The 26,147-nt window shown below is 37.3% G+C and carries 20 protein-coding genes; 10 read left to right on the forward strand and 10 right to left on the reverse strand.

All coding sequences use genetic code 11. From position 1 onward, the window contains the following. Positions 1 to 199: 199 nt before the first annotated feature. A complete protein-coding gene (locus A1D18_RS00815) occupies positions 200 to 493 on the reverse strand; it encodes a hypothetical protein (protein WP_071661927.1) in 294 nt (97 codons plus the stop codon). A 201-nt stretch (positions 494 to 694) separates the two neighbouring features. Here A1D18_RS00815 and A1D18_RS00820 point away from each other — a divergent pair, with 201 nt between their 5' ends. Further along, positions 695 to 3,493: an autotransporter family protein gene (locus A1D18_RS00820; RefSeq protein ID WP_071661928.1), complete on the forward strand. Its 2,799-nt coding sequence runs from the start codon at positions 695 to 697 to the stop codon at positions 3,491 to 3,493. Between the two features lie 124 nt (positions 3,494 to 3,617). On the opposite strand, the gene A1D18_RS00825 is transcribed toward A1D18_RS00820, so the two are convergent. From A1D18_RS00825 to dapB, 3 genes are all read right to left on the reverse strand, one after another. Then, complete coding sequence (locus A1D18_RS00825; protein WP_071661929.1) at positions 3,618 to 4,904, reverse strand: hypothetical protein; 1,287 nt, start codon at positions 4,902 to 4,904, stop codon at positions 3,618 to 3,620. Between the two features lie 120 nt (positions 4,905 to 5,024). Then, positions 5,025 to 5,663: a 16S rRNA (guanine(527)-N(7))-methyltransferase RsmG gene (gene rsmG / locus A1D18_RS00830; protein ID WP_071661930.1), complete on the reverse strand. Its 639-nt coding sequence runs from the start codon at positions 5,661 to 5,663 to the stop codon at positions 5,025 to 5,027. A gap of 35 nt (positions 5,664 to 5,698) precedes the next feature. Next, complete coding sequence (gene dapB / locus A1D18_RS00835; protein ID WP_071661931.1) at positions 5,699 to 6,430, reverse strand: 4-hydroxy-tetrahydrodipicolinate reductase; 732 nt, start codon at positions 6,428 to 6,430, stop codon at positions 5,699 to 5,701. A 52-nt stretch (positions 6,431 to 6,482) separates the two neighbouring features. On the opposite strand from dapB, the gene A1D18_RS00840 reads away from it, so the two are divergent. Together A1D18_RS00840 and pepN are read left to right on the forward strand one after the other, a co-directional pair. Next, positions 6,483 to 7,361, forward strand: a complete 879-nt coding sequence (locus tag A1D18_RS00840; protein ID WP_071661932.1) for a DMT family transporter — start codon at positions 6,483 to 6,485, stop codon at positions 7,359 to 7,361. Between the two features lie 10 nt (positions 7,362 to 7,371). Beyond that, a complete protein-coding gene (pepN, locus tag A1D18_RS00845) occupies positions 7,372 to 10,011 on the forward strand; it encodes an aminopeptidase N (protein WP_071661933.1) in 2,640 nt (879 codons plus the stop codon). A gap of 161 nt (positions 10,012 to 10,172) precedes the next feature. On the opposite strand, the gene A1D18_RS00850 is transcribed toward pepN, so the two are convergent. Beyond that, complete coding sequence (locus A1D18_RS00850) at positions 10,173 to 11,075, reverse strand: DMT family transporter (RefSeq protein ID WP_071661934.1); 903 nt, start codon at positions 11,073 to 11,075, stop codon at positions 10,173 to 10,175. Between the two features lie 245 nt (positions 11,076 to 11,320). On the opposite strand from A1D18_RS00850, the gene A1D18_RS00855 reads away from it, so the two are divergent. The 4 genes from A1D18_RS00855 to A1D18_RS00870 all read left to right on the forward strand — a co-directional run bounded on the left by A1D18_RS00855 (position 11,321) and on the right by A1D18_RS00870 (position 18,655). After that, positions 11,321 to 12,826, forward strand: coding sequence for an efflux transporter outer membrane subunit (locus A1D18_RS00855; RefSeq protein ID WP_071661935.1), 1,506 nt, complete (start codon positions 11,321 to 11,323; stop codon positions 12,824 to 12,826). A gap of 15 nt (positions 12,827 to 12,841) precedes the next feature. After that, the gene (locus A1D18_RS00860) at positions 12,842 to 13,993 is read left to right on the forward strand and encodes an efflux RND transporter periplasmic adaptor subunit (protein ID WP_245756764.1); all 1,152 of its coding nucleotides are present in this window, start codon (positions 12,842 to 12,844) and stop codon (positions 13,991 to 13,993) included. Between the two features lie 73 nt (positions 13,994 to 14,066). Then, on the forward strand, positions 14,067 to 17,150 hold the full coding sequence (locus A1D18_RS00865; RefSeq protein ID WP_071661936.1) for an efflux RND transporter permease subunit: 3,084 nt from the start codon (positions 14,067 to 14,069) through the stop codon (positions 17,148 to 17,150). An 80-nt stretch (positions 17,151 to 17,230) separates the two neighbouring features. Continuing rightward, positions 17,231 to 18,655, forward strand: coding sequence for an LbtU family siderophore porin (locus tag A1D18_RS00870; protein ID WP_071661937.1), 1,425 nt, complete (start codon positions 17,231 to 17,233; stop codon positions 18,653 to 18,655). A gap of 11 nt (positions 18,656 to 18,666) precedes the next feature. Here A1D18_RS00870 and A1D18_RS00875 read toward each other — a convergent pair whose 3' ends face one another. From A1D18_RS00875 to A1D18_RS00885, 3 genes are all read right to left on the reverse strand, one after another. Further along, a complete protein-coding gene (locus tag A1D18_RS00875) occupies positions 18,667 to 19,227 on the reverse strand; it encodes a phospholipase D family nuclease (RefSeq protein ID WP_084028682.1) in 561 nt (186 codons plus the stop codon). A gap of 68 nt (positions 19,228 to 19,295) precedes the next feature. Then, a complete protein-coding gene (gene gmk, locus A1D18_RS00880) occupies positions 19,296 to 19,913 on the reverse strand; it encodes a guanylate kinase (protein ID WP_071661938.1) in 618 nt (205 codons plus the stop codon). A 3-nt stretch (positions 19,914 to 19,916) separates the two neighbouring features. Then, positions 19,917 to 20,783: a YicC/YloC family endoribonuclease gene (locus A1D18_RS00885; RefSeq protein WP_071661939.1), complete on the reverse strand. Its 867-nt coding sequence runs from the start codon at positions 20,781 to 20,783 to the stop codon at positions 19,917 to 19,919. Between the two features lie 96 nt (positions 20,784 to 20,879). Between A1D18_RS00885 and rph the strand changes: the two genes are divergently transcribed. The 3 genes from rph (at position 20,880) to A1D18_RS00900 (ending at position 23,778) form a co-directional block, all read left to right on the forward strand. Continuing rightward, entirely contained in the window at positions 20,880 to 21,605 is a 726-nt protein-coding gene (gene rph, locus A1D18_RS00890) for a ribonuclease PH (RefSeq protein WP_071661940.1), read from the forward strand. Between the two features lie 118 nt (positions 21,606 to 21,723). After that, the gene (locus tag A1D18_RS00895; protein ID WP_071661941.1) at positions 21,724 to 22,059 is read left to right on the forward strand and encodes a hypothetical protein; all 336 of its coding nucleotides are present in this window, start codon (positions 21,724 to 21,726) and stop codon (positions 22,057 to 22,059) included. A gap of 153 nt (positions 22,060 to 22,212) precedes the next feature. Then, a complete protein-coding gene (locus A1D18_RS00900) occupies positions 22,213 to 23,778 on the forward strand; it encodes an APC family permease (protein WP_071661942.1) in 1,566 nt (521 codons plus the stop codon). Between the two features lie 3 nt (positions 23,779 to 23,781). On the opposite strand, the gene murB is transcribed toward A1D18_RS00900, so the two are convergent. Together murB and murC are read right to left on the reverse strand one after the other, a co-directional pair. Further along, positions 23,782 to 24,660 (reverse strand): UDP-N-acetylmuramate dehydrogenase, encoded by an 879-nt coding sequence (gene murB / locus A1D18_RS06730; protein ID WP_143750406.1) that lies wholly within the window; start codon positions 24,658 to 24,660, stop codon positions 23,782 to 23,784. Between the two features lie 3 nt (positions 24,661 to 24,663). Continuing rightward, positions 24,664 to 26,079, reverse strand: a complete 1,416-nt coding sequence (gene murC, locus A1D18_RS06735) for a UDP-N-acetylmuramate--L-alanine ligase (protein ID WP_143750407.1) — start codon at positions 26,077 to 26,079, stop codon at positions 24,664 to 24,666. Positions 26,080 to 26,147: the final 68 nt, after the last annotated feature.

Below are 26,147 nucleotides of genomic sequence, written 5' to 3' on the forward strand. Positions count from 1 at the left end.
CGAAAATCAGATATATAGGGCTATCGATAAATTTGAAAAATTACAAAATAAAAGTAGTTATTCTTGGAGTTAAGAGTATCTACTCGGAGTAGATCTAATTTTAAGTTGTGATCTTACAACGTTTTTATGGATGATCATAGCTAAGAGGTTGATAAGTCGTCATTTAAGAACCTGAAATCCCCATAAACGTGCATTATTATCAATGCGCGTATAACCACCAAATAAATAATCCTAAAATAGCGGCGTTATTTTTTATCCAGCGATAACCTAGGTCCAGTGTAACCTTGATTATCAGTACCATAAGCCAACTTGGATTGGCATAAAAATTATGTGTATTATTACTGTTTAGCGGGAACATTAGATCAGCTTGACTACTGTGACGGGTGTAAGCACTGGCTGATACCTGTGATGACAAGGAATTTGTTGCGTTAGTGGCTTCTGAAAAAAACAAGATAAACAAAGCTAAAGCCAGTAATTGTTTATCTTCGATCATTAGGATTTCTTGCCTAAAAGCTCCAGCCGTCAACTCTTGAGTCCAGCTATAGAAAGAATAGTAAATTTTTATAGTGGCCTTTAGAGTGAAGAGTTTTTCTTTTGGGTAAGTCTGCTAATGCGTATTAATACTTGTAAGTAAGCTGCTTTTAAATTAGTATCCGTGTAAGTTTTTTATAGGGGTAAAAGGAATTTTTCCTATATGAAAAGGATTCAATTACTTTATATTAGTGCGCTTTCGTTATTTATCACGATTTCACAACCTTGTTATTCTGCTTGTACCCAAACGGCAAATCGACTCAATGCGACTACCGGAAGTGTTTGTACCGCTAATAACGCAATCTATACTCAAAATACCGTAGGACAACCTGTTTTCAATTCCACTACAAACAGTGTTATTAACGCCAATTCTTCAGTAACTCTAATTAATACTTTAGCAGGGACTAACGGGATTGGTGCACGCGCACAAAATGGTGGCATAATCAATTTTAATGGTTTTGTTACGATTGAAACAGGTCAAAATACCGGCAATACCGAAGGTTCAACAGCAGCACGTGTTTCAAGTAATGGCGTTATAAATATCAATGCAGGTGCCAATATTACCACGCATGGAAGTAATTCTATTTTTACTGGTACACAACAAAATAATGGCTTATCAGCTGATGGAGGTGTGGGTAATGGACTTCTTGAGACAAGAGGAGCACTTCAACTGGATATTAATGGCTATGATAGTGAGGGAATAACGGCAACAGGTGCAAACACTAACCGAATTATTATCCATAACGATGCAAACATAATCATGCGGGGCTTAAATTCTCGAGGAATGCATGTTAATGATGGCGGTACTATTATTTCCGAAGGAAAAATAAGCATTCGTCATGAAGGTAGTACCCTTTTTCTAGGAACTCCCTCTATTGGTGTTTATGCTACTTCTTCAGGTACTGGAGCAGGAAGTATTGTTTTAAATGATTTAGATGTGGTTACGGTTAATGACGACATTCCTGGTGTCGTTGCAAATGGTTCAACGGGCAATGGTTCGCCAAGCATAACCATCAATGGCACAGCTAATATTCAAATTTTAGGTGATGATTCTCTCGGTGTGGGCGCAAATGAAAGTGGCATTGTTACTATTAACAATGCCAATATCATTTCATCGGGTACCAATGGTGTTGGAATAGGGACTCGTGATAATGACGGCATCATTAACATTGCTTCTGGTCAAATTAATGCAAAATTACATGCTATCCAAATGTTTGATGGTAATAATCAACAAATAAATCTATCGAATATTAATTTAATTGCTGAAGATGATGTTATTTTGATTGACGGCTCCACCAGTGCCAATTTACAAATAACCAATGGTATGGCTAGCGCTGTAACAGGTCAGCAGCTTTTAAATGTTAATAACACCAGTGATTTTACCGGTATTTTTTCGCAAAGTGTTTTAAACGGTGATGTTTTTGTAGAGGGCGGTTCAACTTCCACCCTATCATTACTTTCTAACACTTTATTGACTGGTAGCATGGATGGTGGTAGTGCTTTAATTGATCCGACAAGTCGATGGTTAATGACGGCTGATTCTACCATTTTAAATATGGAAAATAATGGGATTATTGATTTTGGGAACTATAGCGGTACTTACAAACAATTGCAGATCAATAGCAATTATACTACTAACAACGGGATAATTAATTTAAATACATCACTGGGTGCTGACAATTCATCAACCGATATTGTAGTTGTTCAAGGTAATACGACGGGAACTGGTTTCGTAAAAGTAACTAATACTGATGGTATTGGTGCACCAACTAATGAGGGTATTAAAATCATTGATGTAAACGGTGCTTCCAATGCGACGTTTCAGTTAATTGGCGACTATGTATTTGAAGGGGATCCCGCAGTAGTTTCGGGGGCTTATGCGTATAGACTTTATAAAAATGGTATTAGTACGCCTACAGATGGGGATTGGTATCTTCGTTCATCCTTAAACGATAGCCTTACGCCACTTTATCAACCGGGTGTCCCTATTTATGAAGCTTATGCCGGCGTTTTACAATTGTTCAACTTGATGGATACCCTTCAACAGAGGGTTGGTAATAGAAGTTGGTGGGGCTCAAATAAATTTTCATCACTAAAGGCTTCCAATTTAATTGAAGGTGATGGTTTTTGGAGTAAAATTGATGGAATGCAAGGTTCCTTTGAGCCTAAATCCTCAATAGCTCCATTTGATTATCGGGCTAATTTATTGAAATACACTTTAGGTATAGATAAACGTTTATTTGCAGATTCTACGGGATCGCTAGTAGGTGGATTAGCTGGTCATTACGGTAAAGTTTTTTCTGACATTAATTCATATTTCGGTAAAGGTAAAATTAATGCCAACGGTTATGGGCCAACCGCAACACTAACTTGGTATAGTAACAATGGTTTTTACGTTGATGGACAAGCTCATGCCATTTGGTACGATAGTGATTTGTTTTCAAATACAAGTAATCAGACGCTTAAAAATAATAATGATGCGCAAAGTTATGCTACTAGTCTTGAAATAGGAAAACGAATTCTTTTCAATACAAATTGGTCTTTTACTCCGCAAACTCAATTTGGTTATTACCAGGTGGACTTTAATCATTTTAAAGATGTTTTTGGTGCGGATGTTTCTTTAAACAATGCCAAAAGTCTTATTGGGCGTTTAGGATTATCTGTAGATTATCAAAATAGAGAGTTAAATTCACTGGGTATAGTAGATAGGAGTCATTTATATGGAATTGCCAATCTTTATTACGATTTTTTAAATCAATATGCTATTACTGTATCAGAAACGCCTTTTAGTAGTCAAAATTATCCTCTTTGGGGTGGACTTGGTATTGGTGGCTCAAAGAATTGGAATAATGATTGTTTTTCAGTATTTGGAGAAGCTTCCGTAAATACCAGTTTAAGCCATGTTAATAACAATAATTATATCATTCTAGGGAGGTTAGGTGTGCGAATTAAATGGGATTAGTCAAGACATATCTTGTTAAGGTGGTTTTTTAGTACCAGAATGTCAAAAAGTTCTAGCCTTGAAAAAGAACAATTTAGCTAGTTTTGTTAGTTAACCTATCTTTTCTTTCATAGGGCCTAAGTTTTTATATACTATTGATGGCAGCGTATGAATGAGGGTAATTAGGCAAATCAACATCTTCAGCAATATAATCTTTAAAAAAACTACTTAATCTATTAGGTAATTCAGTTTTAAAATTTTTCACATTAGAGGCGTTTAAATTTTTAATTTGATCTTTAAGCTTTTGCTTTAAAGCATGGAGTTGATTATTAACAGCAGGCGCATTCAAGCTGTTCGCTAAAGTGAGCATTTGCGGTAAATTATAAATGAGTGCTGCACCAAGATTGGCTATCCATTTTAATGCTTCAGCTAGGTTCCCTGAATAGCCTACTTCTTTTAAACTATCTGCCATGGCTTTGTGTGTGGTAAACCCTGAGAATAATGCAGGGAGTGCAAAAAGTGTAGCCAACAAAGAAGGTGTTTGCAAAGACATTAGTTTTTTACTCATCGAATTGACACCTTTAATCGAGAATCCTGCACCCGGTATCCCATTGCCAATGGCAGCGAGTGAACCTAGTAATAGACTGATTGAGTGATGAGTCCCTAATTTTTTTTCGGATAAGTCACGCATACCAAAATAACTTATTAATAAATACGCACTAAATTGGGGAATACTGAACAAGCCAAGTCCGGCATTTAAAGAGTAATAGCTTATTTTTTGCCGTGAAGTGGATTCCTTATTGGCTGTAAGGAGAAAGATTAACTGCTCCTGTAATTCTGAATTTAATGTTTCATTTGGTTCTGATTGATGGTGTTTCTGAAACTTTTCAAATGCAAGGTTAATTTTTTCTATAAGTTTTTCTTTTTGTAAGTCGGTTTTATTTTTGAATAGAGAAGAAATGCTATTAATTAATTCCATGGAGCCTACAATATTGACACCGATATTAAGTAAGGCAGAAACTATCTGTAATATCATTAAGGGCTCATCAATATAGTTTCCTTCTTCATCGACTATATTCATAAATAAATTAGGTGCTACACACATGATAGAAAAAAATATTGCTGCTGAAAGTTGCAAAGGCAACTTAAAAAATTTAGAAAACTGCTGCGAAAGTTCCCGATAGGCTTGTATATTAAAAAGAAAGTTAGTTCCAATTCCACTTGCTGCGGTAATCTCTTTTAGCCCGTCTGCAATGGAAGCACCTGCTTGATAAGAGGGTTCAAAATAAGTAATCACACTGACTGCCGATGCCAAAGCTATACTAAATGTTTTACAGGATATATTTTTAGTGGCCGTAATAGATTTTTGAAAAAAATTAGGAGAATGCTGTGCAGGAAGTAAAGATATCGTTTCAGCAACAACGTTTAGCATTTTATTCTCCTTGGCAAAAGTGTTATTAAGTTTTTATTGAGTTATTAATTGTAAGATAGAATAATTAATCTTTTCTTAACTCACAAGGAATTAATAAAATACATAAAGGGATTTTATTTATTAGTGATTTAAACCAATAATCAGTAGATGTCTTTTTTCATCAAGATCAGCAATTTGTAAAGGTTTTGTGTCAATGAGCTTGAAATCAGTATCAAGTACATGGATCTCTTCTGCGGGATATTGCCCTTTCATGGCTAAAAAACTTCCATTTTCGCAGCATAAATGTTTAGTTTTATGTAAAAATTCATTGAGCTGGCTAAAGGCTCGACTGACTATACTATTAAAACAATATTCGGGATGATATTTTTCAACGCGCAAAGAAATGATCTCGACGTTAGTTATCGTTAAAGTTTGTATGACATGGGTTAAGAAGCGCGTTTTTTTTCCGTTACTATCTAGTAATGCGAAACGATAGTGTGGGTGCGTCAATGCTAAAGGTATGCCCGGCAAACCGGCACCTGTGCCGACATCTAGAATGTCTGGACCTTGCAAGTAAGGGCTAATAACAAGACTATCAATAATATGCTTGGAGAGCATCTGCAAAGGATCACGTATGCTGGTTAAGTTATGTATTTGATTCCACTTATGTAATAACAAGACATATTCAATTAATTTCTTATTGATTTTTTCATTAATGTCAAAATGATTTTTGCTTAATTGTTTTAAAAGCTCAACATGTAACTGTTTGAAATCGATCATTTGAGTTTTCCGCGCGAAGCTTTAATGATAATTTTTTATAAAAAATTTTCTAAACCATAAACTAATTTTTTTAACGATCTCACTTTTTTACAAGCCAGTAATACGCCAGGCATATAGGCATTACGATCTATTGTTTCATGGGCGATAACGAGATTTCCACCGAGATGGCCGAATATTATATCTTGTTTGGCGAGAAACCCAGGTAGACGTAGTGCATGTATTGGAACTTGATTCTTAACCGCGCCACGTGCGCCCTCTAGTGTTTCGTGAGTTTTTTTGGTGTTAGGCGATGTTTTTCTAGCGGCACTAATTAATTCAGCGGTTTTTATAGCAGTTGCAGATGGAGCGTCTAACTTTTTTTCATGATGGGTTTCTATAATTTCACATTCAGGAAAATAGTGTGCGGCTTGTTCAGCAAAGCGCATCATCAATAAAGCACCTATACAAAAATTGGGTGCAATGATCCCACCTAAGTTTTTCTCAGAGCAAAGCTTTTGTAATTCATTTATTTGTTCTGGGCGCAAACCACTAGTTCCAATAACTGGATGAGTCCCTGCCAGTATAATGCTTTTGGCATTTTCAAAGACGACAGCGGCATTGGTAAAATCAATAGCAATTGTTGCTTTGCTGGACAATAGATATTTTTTAAGCTCATCGCTACTGTGAGTTTCTGCGACTAAATCGAATGCTGCATCCTGCTTAATCGTTTTAGTTGTGATTCGCCCCATGCGCCCAGCCGCGCCGTTAACAAGAACACGAATTGACACCGGAAATTCTCCTGTTGTTGCAAGGGATTGGAGTGACTATACTCTATATTTTATGAAATTATCTAGTAAAGCTAATCTTTATCTTATTTTAGCCACCTTGATGTGGGGGGTTACTTTTCCACTGACTCGAAATGCTTTGACTGAAGTTGATCCGTTTGTATTTGTGAGCTTACGCTTTGCGTTAGCAGCCTTGGTTTTGTTACCGAGTGTCTGGATTTTGTTCCATAAGACCACTCGATCTATTTTGTGTGCCAGTTTAATCATTGGTGTTCTCAATGCAGGGGCTTATCTTTGTCAAACTATCGGTTTAGAAACGGTGCATTCTGCACGTGCAGCGTTTATTACCGGTGCGAGTGTTATTGTAGTCCCTTTTTTAGCGCCTTTGTTTAAGCTAGAAAAGCCGGGTCGCTTGGATTTATTGTGTTCGGCCATAGGATTTATAGGACTTTATGTTTTAATGGATATAAAACATCTTTATATTGGGCATGGCGATTTATGGGTTTTTCTGGGTGCTATCTTTTTTTCCTTACAAATTACTTATCTACAGCGTACTAATCAATTGATTGGTGATTATCAATTATTGGCTTTTTATCAACTCTTGTTTACCGTTCCGTTTGTATTTTTATTTACTAAAGGGCATTCTTTTAGTGCGGCTTTACAGCCACAAGCCTTAATTGGCATTCTATTTTGTGCTGTATTTGCGACCAGTTTGGCGTATTATTTACAGAATAAATATCAAAAATTTACCAGTGCTCCCAAAGCCGCGTTGATATTTGCTTTAGAGCCAGTATTTGCTAGTCTATTTGTTGTGCTGATTAATCAAGAAGTGCTAGCTAGAACCACGATTGTGGGTGGTTCATTCCTTTTGTTAAGTTTAATTCTACCTGCTTTAGCGAATATGAACAAAGAACCTGATCCTCTCATAAAATAATAGGTGAAAAATGACTGAATTAAAAACTACTTTTCTTAAAGATTACACTCCACCTAGTTTTTTGATCAATAGGGTTGAATTAACTTTTAAATTAAATGAAAATTTGACTCAAGTTAATTCTCGTTTGGCGCTTACTCGAAACTCGATATCAGAAAATAAAAATAAACCACTGGTTTTGCAGGGTGAGAATTGCGAATTGATTTTTATTAAGCTCGATGCTCGACTTTTATCAAATAGCGACTATCAACTTAAAGATAATGAACTTATTATTTTTCACGTACCCGATCAATTTAATCTTGAGATTGAAAATAGAATTAAACCTAAAGAAAATACAGCATTAAGTGGACTTTATGTTTCTCGAGGAATTTTTTGTACTCAATGTGAAGCCGAAGGTTTTCGTCGCATCACTTATTTTTTAGATCGACCGGATGTATTGGCCCGTTATACGACTACTATTATTGCTGACAAAAAGAAATATCCCATTTTGTTATCCAACGGAAATAAAATCACACAGCAGGATTTAGAAAATAATCAACATTCTGTTACTTGGGAAGATCCGTTTAAAAAACCCAGTTATTTATTTGCTTTGGTTGCAGGCGATTTAGAATATAGTCAAAATGAATTTGTGACTCAATCACAGCGAAAAATAAATTTACAGATTTTTTCAGAAAAAGGTGAGAAAAATAAATGCCATCATGCGATGGAATCTTTAAAAAAAGCCATGCGTTGGGATGAACAAGCCTATGGTCGCGAATATGATTTAGACATATTCATGATTGCGGTCATCGATGATTTCAATATGGGCGCCATGGAAAATAAAGGACTTAATATTTTTAATGCGCAGACCATTTTGGCGGATCCGAGTTCAGCAACTGACGTAGATTATAGTTATATTACTAAAGTTGTAGGACATGAGTATTTTCATAATTGGACCGGTAATCGCATTACGTGTCGCGATTGGTTTCAATTAAGTCTTAAAGAAGGCTTGACGGTCTTTCGTGAACAGGAATTTAGTGAATCTATTGGCAATCCTGCGACTGAACGGATTAACACGGTAAGACAATTAAGAGCGATGCAGTTTGCAGAAGATGCAGGTCCTTTAGCTCATCCCGTGCAACCTGATTCTTATATTGAGATTAATAATTTCTATACCATGACCGTGTATGAAAAAGGCGCTGAAATCATTCGCATGATGAAGGTCTTAGTGGATCCAGAATTATTTCGCAAAGGTATGGATGATTATTTTACTGTTCATGATGGACAAGCAGTTACTATAGAAGATTTTGTTAAATCAATCGAGAAAGGGAGTGGTTATGATCTACAACAATTTCGTCGTTGGTATAAGCAATCCGGGACACCCGAATTACAGGTGGATTACCATTATTCACCGGAAGAAAAAACCTTTGATTTGATTCTTAAACAACATTGCCCTGCTACACCTGGTCAACCGACTAAAAAACCTTTTTATATTCCTTTAGTGATGGCTTTATTTAATCCAGCGGGCCAAGCGATTGACTTACAGTTAGTCGGTGATGATACACCTCTGGGGACGCAATGCACATTAAAACTCAGAGAATCTGAGCATGTTTTCCAGTTTGTTAACGTCGATGTTAAACCAATTCCTTCTTTATTGAGAAATTTTTCTGCTCCAGTAAAATTGAAGGTTAAGTATTCTGACAAGGATCTCGCCTTTTTAATGCAATCGGATACCGATGGCTTTAATCGATGGGATGCTGCGCAGGAATTAGCTAGTCGAATTGTGTTGCGCCGAATTCAATCCTCATCAACGCTAGAAGATTCAGCCGTTAGTGAGCTATTTAAAGGATATAAAATTCTATTTGCTGAGGATAAGCAGGACAGTAAGGATTTATTGGCAGAATTACTCAGTTTACCGAGTGAAGCTGCTTTTGCAGAACAAATGCTTATTATTGATATCGATGGTATTCATGAAGAAAGGGAATGGTTGCGTTTTCAGTGCGCTAAAAAACTAGAAAATAATTTTTTACACTGTTATCAAGCCTGCCATGATTTAAAACCTTATGTTTTTGATAAGCAGTCGGTAACGAATCGACGTTTAGCTAACATAAGTTTAACCTATCTCATGTTATTGCAAGACCCTAACGTGCATCATCTCTGTGTGAATCATTACAAAAAAGCCGATAACTTAACCGACAGGATTGTGGCATTAAGCGAAATAGTCAATCATAATTTATCGCAAAGAGATCGTTTTTTAAAAGAGTTTTATGAAAAAAATTCAGCGAATTCTTTAGTGGTTTGTAAATGGTTAGCCATACAAGCGCGTGCTCCATTGCCTGATACCTTACATCAGGTTAAAAAATTACTGAAGCATCCTGCTTTTGATTGGAAGAATCCGAATAAAATTCGATCCTTGATTGGTGTTTTTTGTTCAGAAAATCGTAGTCAATTTCATGATCGTTCAGGTGCCGGCTATGTATTTTTAAGTGAGCAAATACAGCACCTTGATCTTATCAATCCTCAGATAGCGGCGCGTTTAGTAAAACCTTTTACACAATGGAAGCGTTTTGATGTTGATCGTCAAGCCTTAATGCACGAACAACTAGAGAAGCTTATTAAAATACAGGGACTTTCTTCAGACGTGTATGAAATGGTGAGTAAAAGTTTGTTATAAACTCTTCGCACTTGAATTTTTGACTGTGTTGCCGCTCAACTCGCAATCCTCATGTATCTTGAATACACTGCGGTTGCTTCGTTTTCGCGGCGCCTTGCCAAAAATCCCATTGCTGTGAGTATAAAGTATTTTATACGACCGCATTTGAGAATTTTTGAAGATTAAATAGTTTGTTTAGCTAAAAAGATACCCACTAAGGCGATCAGCATCCCGATCATTTGACTGAAACTTAGATATTCTGAAAAGAAGTACCAACCTGCCATTGAAGCGACCATCGGTTGGATAAGCAGGGCGGTTGATGAAAAGGTAACCGGTAAATACGGTAAGGCGTAAGCGATTAATCCTTGTCCTAAAATATGTGCAAACAAAGCTAAAGCAAATAAAATAATCCATGCCATTTCTGTTTGCGGTATAGCAAGCTCACCCGATAGGCACGTGATGGTAAGTAAAGTGAGCATACTGGCAAAAGTGGATATCGCCATACTGGAAAAAGCTGTAAATTTTTTACGCGCTCGATTTAAAACTAATAAATAACCGGCATAGAAAAAGGCAGTGATAAAGGCTAATCCATCACCAATGCGGATATTTTTGTCCATATGGAAGCTGGGATGAATTAAGACAGCGATACCTAATATGGCTAATAATAAACCAATCACTAACTTTTTTTGTGGTGGTCTGCGTAAAACAATCCATCCCCATAAAGCGATAATGATGGGTGAAAAGTTAGCAATTAAAGTCGAATTGGCGATGGTCGTATATTGAATAGAAAGATGCCATGTGGCGAGATCACCGCCAAATAAAACGCCAGAAAATAATAGCCAAAGATAATCTTTTAAGGTCGGCGCTTGCTTATCATCGGGGCGTGTATAGCCTTGTCCTAACGAAAGTAAAGTTAAAATGGGAAAGGCGATAGCTACGCGCCAAAATCCAGTCGCAATGGGACCCACTTCGCTTAATCGGACAAAAATAGGAGCAAAACCTATCGCTATAGCACCTATCACTAAATATAATAAGGCAAGTTTACGTTTTTTTTCTGAACCAATTCTTTTTAAATACTTGACCATAAATTAAGCTCCAATTAGAGAAATCTTTTTTATTTTTTAAAATTATCGATGGGTAGATTTATCTCCCAATAGTTTAATTAAAGCATAGTTTGTTGTGGGCGTAGGGATAAGTTTTTTCTTATCTTGATTAGGCGTGAATGAGGTATGATTCGCTTTAATTTTTCACAAAGTTCTAAAAATATCGTCTATGATAGGAAAGTACACTTAAAAAATGTGTATATAACAGGTAAAAATGGACAGATGTAATGTGGGTTTTTTATAGGAGCTATTATCAATTTGCCATGATTGCCATGATGTTGGGTAGCCTAAGTGCTTGCCTGGTGGGGCCTGATTTTGAACCGCCTGAACCTCCGAAGATAAATCATTACACCAAACCCCCTTGGCCTTGTAGAACTGCCAGCGCACCAGGGCATGGAGGCGCTTCGCAGCAATTTATTCAAGCTAAAACTATTTCTGCAGAATGGTGGCGTTTATTTCATTCACCTAAAATAAATAAACTCATTTGCCAAGGGTTAACCAACAGCCCTAATTTAAAAGCGGCTAAAGCTACCTTACTTGAAGCACAGGAAAATCTAAGCGCGGGGATAGGTAATGGTTTGTTTCCCAATATCGCAGCTGCAGTGACCGCACAACGTGGTTCCAATACGGGGTTTTTTAATTCATCCAATGCGGCAAGTGATACGTTAACCACCAGTGGGATTCCTACGTCCGTATTTAATCTATTTAATGCCTCAGTAAATGCTTCATATCTACTGGATTTTTTTGGAGGGGTGCGACGACAAATACAAGGGTTACAATCGCAAGTAGAATATCAATATTTTGAACTTCGCGCGGCCTATCTGAGTCTAACGTCCAATATTGTAACGACGGCTATTACCATAGCCTCATTGCATAGACAGATTTGTGTAACTAAACAATTGATACGAGAGCAAGCTGAGCAATTGGCAATCATAAAAAAACAATTTGATCTCGGTGGTGTTTCACAAATTGAGGTCGTTGCACAACAAACCCAATTAGCACAAACTCGAGCTGCTTTACCGCCTTTAGAAAAGAGTTGGGCACAAGCACGTCACTTACTGGCTATTTTAGTCGGTGCTTTTCCTAGTGAATGTTATGTTATTCCGTCTTTGGATTTGAATGAGTTGCACTTACCGACTGAACTTCCATTGAGTGTGCCATCGGCTTTAGTTCGGCAAAGACCCGATGTGCGTGCTGCTGAAGCATTATGGGAAGCGGCTAATGCTCAAATAGGGGTTGCTACGGCTAACTTATATCCACAGTTTACGTTGAATGGTTCTTGGGGAAAATCTAATTCAGTGGGTAGTAAAGTTTTTGGCTCGCAGAGTAATTTATGGAATATTGGAGGAGCATTATTTCAACCACTTTTTCGAGGAGGTGCTTTACTGGCTGAACGTCGTGCGGCTATTGCCGCTTATGATGTAGCGGCGGCACAGTATCGAGAAGTGGTGTTGCAAGCTTTTCAAAATGTAGCGGATACGTTACGGGCTATAGAAGCGGATGCTCGAGAAATGCGCGCACAAAAACAGGCCGAATCAGCGGCTTATGCTAATTTATATTTGGTGAGACAACAATTTTTTCTAGGTGGTGTTAGTTACCTTTCTTTATTGGATGCACAACGACAATATCAGCAAACACGGATTAGCTTGGTTCAAGCTGAAGCGAGTCGATATGCGGATACAGCCGCTTTATTTCAAGCTTTAGGGGGTGGATGGTGGAACTCGGATTGTTAGTAGAGGATCACAAACGTGCATAGGTTAAAAAAGCATTTTAATCGACCCATGATCATCATGTTGATCAGCGTCGGTACGCTTTTTATTCTAATTTTTGCTTATCAAACGATTAATCATTTCTTTATTCGACATGCGATGCAAAAAAATATTTCACCGGTTGTCACTGTTTCAGCTATGCGCGTTTCATATTCATGGTGGCAACCTAAGATTTTGACCTACGGTAGTATGCGTGCGGTAAACGGAGTCTATGTTACCACTGAATTAGCTGGATTAGTGCGTATGGTTTATTTGAAGCCAGGCGCGGAAGTTAAGGAAGGAGATGTTTTAGTACAACTTAACGCCGATTCAGATGTGGCATTATTGCATTCATTAGAAGCACAAGAGAAATTAGCTGAAATTATCTATCATCGTGATAGGGCACAATTTGCTGTCAAAGCGATTAGTAAAGCGGTGCTTGATACGGATGAGCAAAATTTAAAAAATTTAACTGCACAAGTCGCTCAACAAGAAGCGATAGTCGCTAAAAAAACTTTAAAAGCACCGTTTAGTGGTCGTTTAGGTGTTTCGACTGTAAACGTAGGCCAATATCTTAATCCGGGTGATCAAGTCGTTACTTTACAAGCCTTAGATCCACTCTATGCCGATTTTTTTATTCCACAGCAGAAGTTAGTGCAGTTACATATAGGATCCATAGTTAACATTAGAACAGATACCTATCCAGATAAAATTTTTACTGGAAAAGTGACTACCATCAATCCGATTGTGGATGTTAATACGCGAAACGTGCAAATTGAAGCGACCATCGCTAATCCACAATCTGAATTATATCCTGGTATGTTTGTTTCAGCGGAAGTGCAAACGAGTCCACTTAAACACTATTTAACTTTGCCACAGACGGCAATTAGCTTTAACCCTTATGGAGAGATCGCTTATATCGTGCAACAAAAAGGAAAGGATAAAAATGGAAAATCACAACTTAGTGTCCTACAAACTTTTGTGACGACGGGTGAAAAACGCGGCGATCAAATTGCAATTTTAGACGGTCTGAAAGAAGGTGAAATGGTCGTTACGAGTGGACAGCTCAAACTAAAGAATGGCAGTTTAGTCGTGATTAATAATTCAGTGGTGCCGAATAATAATCCAGCACCAGTAGCTATTGATGAATAAACCAATGGAATGGAAGACAAAGTGAGCTATTTTTAAAGGATGAGCTCGTTTTAGTTTAAGGATAGCGGTTTTTATGCGCTTTACGGATATTTTTATTCAGCGACCTGTGTTAGCAACCGTGATTAGTTTATTAATCTTGGTGTTAGGAATACGTTCGTTAACTTTGTTGCAAGTTCGGCAATATCCTTATACTGAGAATGCCGTAATAACGGTTTCTACAGTATATACGGGTGCTGATCCTGCTTTAATTGCAGGATTTATCACGACACCACTAGAAAATTCAATTGCGCAGGCGCAAGGAATTGATTATTTAACTTCAAGTAGTACACAAGGTAGTAGTTCGATACAAGCTAATTTGCTATTGAATTACGATCCGAATAAAGCATTAACTGAAATTAATACCAAGGTCAATGCCGTTATTAATCAGCTACCTAAACAATCTCAACAACCTACGTTGAGTATTGCTATTGGTGAAACCATCGATTCGATGTATATCGGTTTTTATAGTCCGAAGTTAGCGAGCAATCAAATTACGGATTATCTGACTCGAGTGGTACAACCGAAATTACAAAGTGTTCATGGTGTACAACAGGCTGAAATTGTTGGTCAACATTTATTTTCACTCCGTGCTTGGTTGGATCCCGCTAAATTAGCTTCTTATGGTTTAGGTGCTGATGATGTGGCGAATGCACTAGCTAACAATGATTTTATTGCGGCGGTCGGACGTACCAAAGGGGATATGGTCACCGTTGATTTAACCGTAAACACTGGTTTAAACAACGTAGAACAATTTCAGAACTTAATTGTCAAAGCACAAAATGGCGCCATTATACGTTTAAAAGATGTCGCTAAAGTGACGTTAGGTTCACAAAGTTATAACACAGCGGTTAAATTTGACAACAAACCGGCTGTTTATATCGGCATTAAAGTAGCGCCGACTGCTAATGTGCTTTCTGTTATTAAAAATATAAGAAAAGCTATGCCCGATATTACTGCACAATTGCCGCAGGGATTAAACGGAAAAATTGTTTATGATGAAAGTCGCTATATCAATAGTTCTATCCATGAAGTGATGACCAGTTTGATAGAAGCTTTAGTGATCGTTACGTTGGTTATCTTTTTATTTTTAGGCTCCATCCGCTCAGTCATTATTCCGGTTATTGCTATGCCCCTATCCTTAATAGGGGCATTTTTTATTATGTTATTGTTGGGTTATACGATAAATTTACTGACGTTGTTAGCTTTAGTATTAGCCATAGGTTTGGTCGTCGATGATGCAATTATTATTGTAGAAAATATTTATCGACACATCGAATTAGGTCAATCACCCTTTGAAGCGGCTATCAAAGGGGCGCGAGAGTTGGCTGTTCCCATCATTTCGATATCGGTCGTTTTAATTGCGGTTTATGTGCCGATAGGTTTCATGGGTGGATTAACGGGCGCACTGTTTACTGAATTTGCCTTTACTTTAGCGGGGGCAGTTGCGATTTCTGCCATTATTGCCTTAACGCTTTCTCCCATGATGTGCGCGCTCTCTTTAAAGCCCAGTGTTAAAGATCAGCATAAAGGTTTTGTTGGTTTTATTGATGCTAAATTTGCTAAATTACGTGAATTTTATGAGCGCCTTTTACATGGGTCATTGAATAATGTATCGGTAACCATCGTATTTGCATTTATTATTTTAAGTAGTATTTATTTTTTATATGCTACTTCTAAGAATGAATTAGCACCTCAAGAAGACCAAGGAATTATTATCAGCTTATTAACTGCAGCACCTAATGCGACTTTGCAGCAAACGCAATTATATTCCAATCAGGTGTTTAAAATTTTTGAAACTTATCCTGAAACAGATCATGTTTTTCAATTAGATGGCGTTAATGGACTGAATACCAGTATTGGTGGAATGGTCTTTAAACCATGGAATGAACGTAAGCGCACCACCAATCAATTACAACCCCAGATACAACATTTATTTGATGGTATCGCGGGAGCACGAGTGGCTGCATTTCAAAAACCTTCTTTACCGGGTGGAGGGAGTGGATTACCGGTGCAGTTTGTTATAACCACTACCGATGATTATATTAAATTAAATGATGTTTCTCAAACGTTATTAGACGAAGCGCGTAAAACGGGCTTGTTTGTTTATTTGGATAGTGATCTTAAATTAGATAAACCTCAAACAACGATACAACTCGATCGTGATAAAGCATCTCAACTTGGGTTAACGATGGCTGATGTGGGTGATTTATTAGCTTCTGCGATGAGTGAGAATTATATTAATTATTTTAATTTTGACGGTCGATCTTACCAAGTTATCCCTCAGGTGATGCGAGGTTATCGTTTGAATGCCGATCAATTGCTAAGTTATTATTTAAAGATTCCCAATGGTTCGGTGATTCCTTTATCCACGATAGCCCGATTAAAAACTATTGTAGTACCAGAATCGATTAATCATTTTCAGCAATTAAATTCAGCCACTATTTCAGCTGTTCCTTTTCCTGGTGTGACTATGGGAGGTGCATTGCAAGGCTTGCAAACTATAGCGAAAAAAATATTTCCAGAAAACTATACTATGGATTATGCGGCTCAATCTCGGCAATATCAGCAAGAAAGTAGTGCATTAATTTTAACTTTTTTCTTAGCTTTAATTATTATTTTTCTTTGTTTGGCAGCACAATTCGAAAGTTTTCGTGATCCATTGATTATTTTAGTCAGTGTTCCTATGTCAATTTGTGGTGCACTTATTTTTATAAGTTTAGGTATAGGCGGAGCGAGTTTAAATATTTATACGGAAGTGGGTTTAGTAACTTTAATAGGTTTAATTAGCAAACATGGGATTTTGATTGTGCAATTTGCTAACGATTTACAGCAAGAAGGCCATAAAAAACGCGAAGCCATACAAATGGCTGCCGGTATTCGGCTGCGACCCATCTTAATGACGACCGCTTCGATGGTCTTAGGTGTAATTCCATTAATTTTGGCGACAGGAGCAGGAGCTATTAGTCGTTTTAATATTGGTTTAGTGATTGCATCTGGAATTTCTATTGGGACTTTATTTACTTTATTTGTTGTGCCGGCCATGTATTTATTACTGGCTCAGGATCATCACGCTCAGACTGTCAGTGATATGCCGCAAGATTCGATTCTAGAGAGGTAAATTTATTTATTTTATATATATATATATAGGCCAAGAGTTGTTAAGCTTAGAAACGGATGAATTTTTATAGGGATATGGGTATGAGGTGCAAGGTAGTTATTTTTTCCTGGTTAGCTTTAGGGATGAGCTGTTCTGCTTTAGCAGCTGGAATCTATGAAAGGGATAGTGCCTATGAGCAAGAAATTATCCGTGCTCAAATGAATGAAATGGATTGGTTGTTGGGTAGAAATCAACCCGGTGGTTTTGATCAGCCGTGTGGTTGGGTTTGCCGCATAAATTTTAGCGGTTGGATGAACACCGATGCCTATATAACGAATACGCCGCCTGTTTTTTCAGTAGTGGCGCCATTTACAGATTTCTTTTTTGCTCAAGGAACACCTTTTAGTCTTACAGCCAATAGGGCCAGTGATCTCATATTAAATAATGCCAATTTGTTTATCGATACGCGGGTTAATAATTGGATGAAAGCCAATATGTCATTGGTGTATACCTCTTTAACCGGCGTTTCGGGTGCGCAAGGAGTCTATCAAATACCGAACTCATTCTTAATCTATCAACCGATCAGTAGAACTAAACTGGATACGGCTTACGCTACATTGCAACACTTTAATGTTTCGCCAGTCTATTTACGTATCGGTAAAGAATATGTGCCCTTTGGAAATTATGATCCTTATAGTTTTGTAAGTAGTGAAAATCCTACACAATTGCTAAGTGAAATAAATGCTACAACCGCTCAGTTTGGTTTTGCCATGCCGAGTGGGCTCTATGGTTCTGTTTATACGTTTGCAGGCCAACCTCGATTGGCGGATGGAGGTTCAACACGTCGTATCCAAAATGGCGGAGTTAATTTAGGATATACTTACACTGATTGCATCAGTAAATTTAATATCGATGCAGGATATGTCGCTAGTATTACCGACACTAATTTTTTATCTTCTTATTATACAAATAGCGATATAGAAGTTGCAGGTATTCTTCCTGGTTTATCTAATCCAAATCAAACAAACATTCCTGGCTTACCCAATCAGAAAGCGCCTGCTTATAACGTGAATGCTGAATTTCAATGGGGCCCTTTAGATATTAATGGCCATTATATTGCTATGATACGAAATTTTAACAAACCATTTTTTTTAGCTTTTCCTGTTCCCATTACGCCAGCTTTGATGTCTGCACTTACTTTTAATAAACCCAAACTTTGGGGTTTCGAGTTGGGTTTGACTTTTCCAGCCATCACTAAACAAACCCGACTTTCAGTAGGCTATCAAACCACCAAACATTTAGCAGGAATTTTACCTAATAGACGAATTTACGTTGATTATCTTATGAACATAAGTCAATGGTTTGACATAGGTTTGGCCATATTCCAAAATAAAGATTATAGCTTGGGAGAAGACCAAGTGGTTACTATGACTGGTGTTAGTAATACTCGTCGTGTACTTTTTCCTGGAGGCTCAGGTAATAAATCCACCGTAGGTCAAATACGCGCAAGTATAAAATTCGCGTAATATTTTGTCAGTTAACTATACTCAGAAATCCATGAGTTTTGTGGATTTAGATATCTCGAGACCGATCGGCGCCGTTCCCAATTTTTCAAATAGAGATGGGCTAATGTGGGATCGTTAATGATTAATAAATTTTCTGCATTTTTATTTTGAGCGGCCTTAGTAAAATTAAATGAACCAGTAAGCACTTCTTTTTCATCAACAATCATAATTTTATTGTGGGCAATAGCCGGTTTGTAATCTATCCAACAGGGAATATGTTGATTGACTAAAAAACGTGAAGCGCTATATTTTTGCGTTGTTTGACTTTTATCCAGTATGACATTGACTATTACGCCGCGTTTTTTTGCGGCAACTAAATGAGCAGCGATGGGTGCAGACGTAAAGCTATAAGCTTGCACAAAAATAGATTTTTTAGCGGCATCGATGACATCGGTAATTTCTTCAGTGCAATTTTGACCGGGTGTAAAACAAACTTGTATAGTGGCGTAATTATTGGATTTGCTAATGGCTAAGCAGGTGGTGATAGGACAAACACTGAACAAGAAAAAACCACATAATAGTTTTTTTAACATAAATACTCTTTAATAAGTTTAATATTGTTGTTTGTAGTCTATTTTTCTAGGTCAGTAAATTAATTAGCTTAATTTAACAAAATTTTTAAAAGAGGTGCGAGTTCTTTTTTTTGGATACTGCAACGTAAACGTCTTACTCTTAAGATAGCGTTTAAATCGGCAAGTGCATTAGAAAAATTTTCGTTCAAAATTAAATAATCATATTCATCGTAATGAGCTAATTCAGTTTTTGCATCTGCCATACGTTTTTTTATAACATCTTTTTTATCTTGTCCTCTAAGATGTAGTCTTTTTTCTAATACTTCCCAAGAAGGAGGAATGATAAATATGCCTATTGATTCGGGCATTTTTTCTCTTATTTGCTGTGCACCTTGCCAATCAATTTCAAGGATGATATCGATACCGACTTCAATTTTTTGGGTCACCCAATCCATTGAAGTGCCGTAAAAATGACCAAAAACGATAGCATGTTCCAACAATGACTTTTTTTGGATGAGCTGTTTAAATTCTATTTGATCAATAAAGTGATAATCTACGCCTTCTTTTTCACCCGGTCGTGGTGGTCGGGTCGTATAGGAAATAGAAACCTCTAAGTTAGATACGGACTCTAATAATGCATTGACAAGACTGGTTTTTCCACCGCCTGAAGGTGCGGATATAATATAAAGTGTTCCAGGTATATTCATAATTTACTCAATATTCTGCACTTGTTCGCGCATTTCCTCTATCAAAACTTTGATGTTAACGGCCGATAAGGTCAATTCTGCATTCAGTGATTTAGAAGCTAAGGTGTTGGCTTCACGATTTAATTCTTGTAATAAAAAATCGAGCTGTTTGCCTTGGGCTTGATTTTTTGCCAATAAATTCTTAAATTCACGAAGGTGAATCTGTAAACGATCCAATTCTTCTGCTACATCCGTCTTCTGAGCAAATAATAACATTTCCTGCTCTAAACGGTTAGGGTCTAAGCTGATTTTAATTTCATTTAATCGAGTTAGAACTTTTTCTCGTTGCAGATTTAAAATATAAGGTAATTGAGTCTGAATATGCTGACGGAGATCCGTAAGTTTTCTTAAACGTTGATTTAATAGCTCAAAAATAGCATTACCTTCAATACTGCGAACTGTACAAAACTCATTTAAGGTTTCAGAAAATAACGTCATTAATTCAGGTTGTATGACTTCAACGTTTAATTCGGGAAACTTAAGTAGTTGCGGCCATCGTAATAATTCTCCGGGATTTAAGTGTGTTTCAGTATGGGCTAGCTGAGCAATTTTTTTGTAAGCGCCGATAAGCGACTGGGTTAATTCTTCATCGATCTCAATCGGCATCGCTTTATTAGAAAATGATTTATAACGCAGTTTGACTTCTATTCTGCCACGTTGCAAGCAGGCTTGCATTTGTTTGCGGATCAAAGGTTCTAAATAGCCAAAGGTATCAGGTAGAGAAAGAACGATTTCTAAATAACGATGGTTGACACTACGAACTTCCCAAGTGGCTTGGCCCCATTCGGCTTGTTTTTCTTTTCTGGCAAAAGCCGTCATGCTATTGGTCATGGTAATTTTCAGGTTAAAAAGTATAATGCCTATTTTCAGAGTCTCTATTTTAATTACTCTGCCAGTAAAATCTAGTTTTATAAAAGGAAAGTATCCATGCGTGCAACACAACGTGCTATTGATGAGCTTCGTGTAATCAACTTGACACGTTCTTATACGAATTATGCCGAAGGGTCAGTATTAGTAGCATTTGGCAATACCAAAGTACTTTGTACAGCCAGCGTGGTACCGGGCGTGCCAAAATTTTTGAAAGGATCAGGCCAAGGATGGATTACTGCAGAATATGGTATGTTACCTCGTGCAACACATACGCGATCTGAACGAGAGGCGAGTAGAGGTAAGCAAACCGGTCGAAGTTTAGAAATACAACGCTTAATTGGCCGTGTTTTACGCGTGAGTGTTGATTTGAAACAGTTAGGTGAAAATACCATCTTTTTAGATTGCGATGTGATTCAAGCCGATGGTGGAACCCGAACTGCCGCTATTACGGGCGCAAGTGTTGCATTGAAGGATGCCTTAAGCGTAATGAAGAAAAAAGGCGAATTAACACAAGATCCATGGCGTTTTCTTGTTGCTGCAGTGTCTGTCGGAATCTATAAAGGACAAGTGATCTTGGATTTGGATTATGCAGAGGATTCTCACGCTGAAACGGATATGAATGTGGTAATGACAGAGCAGGGTGGTACCTTGGAGGTGCAAGCCACTGCAGAAAAAAATGCTTTTTCCAAACAGCAATTCGAACAACTGTTAGCCGTAGCAGAGACAGGAATAAAGCAATTATTAAAAAAACAACAAGAAAGTTTAGCTTTAAATAAAAGTTAAAATTCACTTAAATCTCTGAAAATAATTTTTTTAACGATTAAATTAACCTTTAAGTTAATCTTAATAATTTGTTATTACACTTATACTTCTTATCTTTGTAGTAAATAGAGTGTAATTTATGCATAAATTTATAAAACCGCTATCAGATGCAAAAAAAAGGAAAGAAGTAGAAGAACAAAAGCAAAGGGAAATAGAAATTGAAAAATTAAAAGCAAATTTTCCTCTGTATGGAAAAGTGATAAATTCTGATGATAAAAATATTGCTAAATTAAGTGTCTATGATGAAAAAAAGCTTTTTAAAGCAGGCGCACAAAACCAAGGTTCACTAAACTTAGATCCTAATGCTTTTGTTTTTTTTAAAACGAGAGGCTATAACCTAAATCAAGTTCGTATAGTAATAGTAGAAGAAAAAAAAGAACAAGACCATGAATCTCAGAACTGTAAAAATAAATAAAAAGTTGATTAAATGTATAAATAATGTTCATTTTTTGCGATCTATAGTTTTGGTAATATCATAATCGATACTATTAGTTAAAAAATTGTTAAACTAATGTCTACTTGCATGTAGAAATTCATCAAGTCTAAAGATACTCAATGGATTTAAAAATTGCTAAAGCGTGATATTTCCACGACTAATATCTTAATTGCCGCAGCAGGTGGAATGATAGGTTCCGCTTGGCTATTTACCCCTTTTATAGGCGCGCAGATGGCTGGGCCGAATGCACTCATTAGCTGGATGATTGCGGCACTTTTTATGTTATTCATAGCCCTCCCATTATGCGAATTGGGGACTATGCTACCGATTTCTGGTGGTTTATCGAATTATCCGACCTATACGCATGGTAGAGAAGTAGGATTTTTATTTTCTTGGATCACATGGCTTGCCTATGTGGTGATGACACCAATAGAAATCCAGGCCATTTTGCAATATAGCAGTCATTTTTTTCCTTTTTTGTTAATTAAAGAAGCTACTTATTTTAAGTTATCACACACAGGTTATTTGGTAGCAGTTATCATCATGTTTTTTATTGTGCTGCTGAATAGTTATGGAATTAAATTCTTAGCGGAATGTAATAAGTACGCCAGCATTGTGAAATTCCTTTTACCGTCGATTGCTATTGTTGCTTTAATCCATACTTCGCCGACTTTACAAAATATCACGCTTGATTTGACTAACAAAACTAGCTGGATAGAAATATTTTCGGCTTTATCTGCAGGGGGTATCGCGTTTGCGTTTACTGGTTTTCAAAATGGTTTGATGTTAGGAGGTGAAGTTAAGAATCCGCAAAAAAATATTCCTATTGCCATTTTGGGTGCCGTATTAGTGGGGTTCATTTTATATTTTATGTTGCAACTTAGTTTTCTAGTGGCAGTCCCTCAAAGTTATTTGCAACAAGGCTGGCCGCATCTTAGTTTTCCGGGTGATAGTGGACCTTTAGTCGGTTTAACTTTGTTACTCGGCCTTAGCATCGTAGCCATGTTATTATTATTTGATGCGGCTTTTTCACCATTGGGAACGACATTAGTTTATACCGCTGCCACATCGCGAATTCTCTATGGCATGGCATTGAATAAACATTTACCGCCATTTTTTTTAAAACTTAATCGTTATCAAATTCCGTATGTCACACTCTATGCTAATTTTTTAGTAGGAATTTGTGCTTTTTTGCCGTTTCCAGGTTGGCAAAAGATGGTGGCGTTTTTATCTTCGGCGAGCATACTTTCGTATGGAATAGGACCTATTTGTTTATTAGCATTACGAAAAATGCGGCCTGAGCAACAGCGCCCTTTCAAATTATCAGCGAGTTTAATTATCTGTCATATGGCATTCTATGTGGCTAATTTAATGCTTTATTGGTGCGGTTTTTCAGTGATATGGAAGCTTTATATCGCCATTTTAGTGGGTTTTGTTATCTATCTTTGTTATCAAAAACGTCGTTTTTGGATCAATAATTTTAGTTTATATTGGTTTTTTTCTTATCTATCCATTTTATTATTATTTTCTTATTTGGGTCCCTTTGGAGGTATAGCACAGCTAAAATTCCCATTGGGTATATTAGTGATATTGCCTTTTAGTGTGTTAATGCTTTATTTATCGCAATATTGCTTAGTTAGAGATCAAGCCGAAGAAGAATCGTTTGCATTGATGAATAAACAATTACAAGATTTATAAAATTTAAGCTTCGCCGATAATACGCACTTCGGGTATTAAGCGAATATGAAATTTGTGGAATACACACTCAGCAATTTTTTGAATTAAAGCTTCAATGTCAGCGGCGCTAGCCTTGCCATTATTAATAATAAAATTAGCATGCTTGTTGGATACCGCGGCATTACCAATGGTTAAACCTTTAAGCCCGCACGCTTCGATCAAGCGTGCAGCATGATCCCCGGGAGGATTACGAAACACCGAACCACAATTGGGTTCATTAGTTGGTTGAGTGTCTGCACGATATTTAAGCAGAGTACGAATTTTGGTTAAAGCGGTTTCTTTGTTACCTGATTTTAATTGAAATTCTGCAGCCAAATAATATTCGTCTGGAAATACACTGACACTACGGTAAGCAATTTTATATTCATTAGGATAACGGATTTTTTTCTCACCTTGCCGATTTACAGTAAGGACTGACTTAACTATATTCCAGGTTTCACAACCATCACATCCTGCATTCATGATTAAAGCACCACCAATAGTGCCAGGAATACCGGCTAAAAATTCGGCCCCCATTAAATTTTTTCTGGCAGCAAATCGAGCGAATGCCGGCGAAGCAACACCTGCTTCTGCATAAAGCGTCAGAGCATCTATAGTTTTTAATTTATTAAGCGCGCCCTGTGTGACAACCACTGTGCCTTTGATACCACCATCCCGTATGAGTGTGTTGCTGCCTAAACCTAAAAAAAATAAGGGTTCTTGTTCAGATAGTTGTTTAATAAAGGTAATTAAATCATTGATATCTGCAGGTTTATACAGGTGATCGGCTTTGCCACCCACTTGCCATGAAGAATATTCAGCCAATTTAGCATTTTCTAGGAGTTCGCCGCGTAAATGTTGCATAAATTATTCATTTTCAATTGAGAGAGCTAGTTTTTGTGCAATACTGCCAATATCTCCTGCCCCTTGTAATAGCAGGACATCACCGTCTTGTATCACTTCATCTAAAGTTTGGGTAAGATTTTCTTTATCTTTGATATGGATAGGGCTTAATTGATTATTTAAACGTATTGATTTTAATAAAGCCGCACTATCTGCGCCGGGAATGGGTGTTTCTCCCGCTGAATAAACATTTAAAAGCAGCAAATGATCCACTGCAGATAGAATTTCTACAAAATCTGCAAATAGATCGCGAGTTCGTGTGTAACGGTGAGGTTGGTAAGTCATGACTAAACGTCGGTCTGGCCATGCACTCCGTATAGCTTTTAAAGTAGCGGCTATTTCACGTGGATGATGCCCATAATCATCTATTAATAAAGCATGACCTTGTTTACATTTCAATTTTCCTAATATTTGAAAACGCCGATCGACACCGCTAAAGTGTGCTAAGGCGCCAAGTATCGTATTATCTTTAATTCCAAGTTCTGACGCAACGGCAATAGCGGCGAGTGAATTTAAAGCATTATGTTCACCAGGAAGATTCAAAGTAATAGCTAATGGCTTTTTCTTGGGCCTAGTAACAGTAAAGTAATTTTTAATACCTTTTTGTTGGAAAGAAGTAATGCGAATATCAGCATCTTCACTAAATCCGTAAGTAATAATAGGGCGCATAATATCAGGTAAGATGGATCGAATAATCGGATCATCGCAGCACATGATAGCTAAACCATAAAAAGGTAAATGCCATAAAAATTCTAAAAAGCTTTTTTTTAATTGCTGAAAATTACCCTCATAAGTTCCCATATGATCCATATCAATATTAGTTACAATAGCAATCATGGGTTTTAAGTATAGGAAAGAAGCATCACTTTCATCAGCCTCAGCGACTAAATAGCGCCCTGCACCCAAACGAGCATGCGTACTCGTGCTATTCAGTTTACCGCCAATGATAAAAGTGGGATCCAATCCACCTTCTCCTAATAAACTGGCGACTAAGCTGGTCGTGGTTGTTTTTCCGTGCGTTCCTGCAACGGCTACACTATAACGAAAGCGCATTAATTCTGCGAGCATCAAGGCTCTTGGAACGACAGGTATGAGCGCGTTCCGTGCAGCTTGAATTTCTACATTGTCAGGGGATACTGCACTGGAATAAACAATGACATCAGCATCGCATATATGTTTTTCGTGGTGACCCCATTGGATTTCTGCCCCTAATTTTTTCAGATGTTGAGTCATAGTGTTTTCTTGAAGATCAGAACCCGAGATCATATAGCCTTCATTGAGTAAAATTTCAGCAATACCTCCCATGCCCGCACCACCAATACCAACAAAATGGATGTGTCGAATACGTCCCATTTGATTATCAACAAAAGGGATTTTCATGACTAAAAACCTATAGTGTGAATTGAGGAGGCGTATTGTGGCATTAGTTGGCCAGTGCCTTCAACTTT

This window comes from Candidatus Rickettsiella isopodorum (genome assembly GCF_001881495.1).
In the GTDB taxonomy this organism is placed as follows: domain Bacteria; phylum Pseudomonadota; class Gammaproteobacteria; order Diplorickettsiales; family Diplorickettsiaceae; genus Aquirickettsiella; species Aquirickettsiella isopodorum.

Bases quoted from the DNA above. Each gene is read 5' to 3' on its own strand.
- A1D18_RS00855 (WP_071661935.1), top strand. From the start codon at position 11,321: ATGTGGGTTTTTTATAGGAGCTATTATCAATTTGCCATGATTGCCATG.
- gmk (WP_071661938.1), bottom strand. From the start codon at position 19,913: ATGAATATACCTGGAACACTTTATATTATATCCGCACCTTCAGGCGGT.
- A1D18_RS00815 (WP_071661927.1), bottom strand. From the start codon at position 493: ATGATCGAAGATAAACAATTACTGGCTTTAGCTTTGTTTATCTTGTTT.
- A1D18_RS00840 (WP_071661932.1), top strand. From the start codon at position 6,483: ATGAAATTATCTAGTAAAGCTAATCTTTATCTTATTTTAGCCACCTTG.
- A1D18_RS00870 (WP_071661937.1), top strand. From the start codon at position 17,231: ATGAGGTGCAAGGTAGTTATTTTTTCCTGGTTAGCTTTAGGGATGAGC.
- A1D18_RS00820 (WP_071661928.1), top strand. From the start codon at position 695: ATGAAAAGGATTCAATTACTTTATATTAGTGCGCTTTCGTTATTTATC.
- A1D18_RS00875 (WP_084028682.1), bottom strand. From the start codon at position 19,227: ATGTTAAAAAAACTATTATGTGGTTTTTTCTTGTTCAGTGTTTGTCCT.
- rph (WP_071661940.1), top strand. From the start codon at position 20,880: ATGCGTGCAACACAACGTGCTATTGATGAGCTTCGTGTAATCAACTTG.
- pepN (WP_071661933.1), top strand. From the start codon at position 7,372: ATGACTGAATTAAAAACTACTTTTCTTAAAGATTACACTCCACCTAGT.
- A1D18_RS00895 (WP_071661941.1), top strand. From the start codon at position 21,724: ATGCATAAATTTATAAAACCGCTATCAGATGCAAAAAAAAGGAAAGAA.
- A1D18_RS00850 (WP_071661934.1), bottom strand. From the start codon at position 11,075: ATGGTCAAGTATTTAAAAAGAATTGGTTCAGAAAAAAAACGTAAACTT.
- A1D18_RS00825 (WP_071661929.1), bottom strand. From the start codon at position 4,904: ATGCTAAACGTTGTTGCTGAAACGATATCTTTACTTCCTGCACAGCAT.
- A1D18_RS00885 (WP_071661939.1), bottom strand. From the start codon at position 20,783: ATGACCAATAGCATGACGGCTTTTGCCAGAAAAGAAAAACAAGCCGAA.
- murC (WP_143750407.1), bottom strand. From the start codon at position 26,079: ATGAAAATCCCTTTTGTTGATAATCAAATGGGACGTATTCGACACATC.
- A1D18_RS00865 (WP_071661936.1), top strand. From the start codon at position 14,067: ATGCGCTTTACGGATATTTTTATTCAGCGACCTGTGTTAGCAACCGTG.
- rsmG (WP_071661930.1), bottom strand. From the start codon at position 5,663: ATGATCGATTTCAAACAGTTACATGTTGAGCTTTTAAAACAATTAAGC.
- murB (WP_143750406.1), bottom strand. From the start codon at position 24,660: ATGCAACATTTACGCGGCGAACTCCTAGAAAATGCTAAATTGGCTGAA.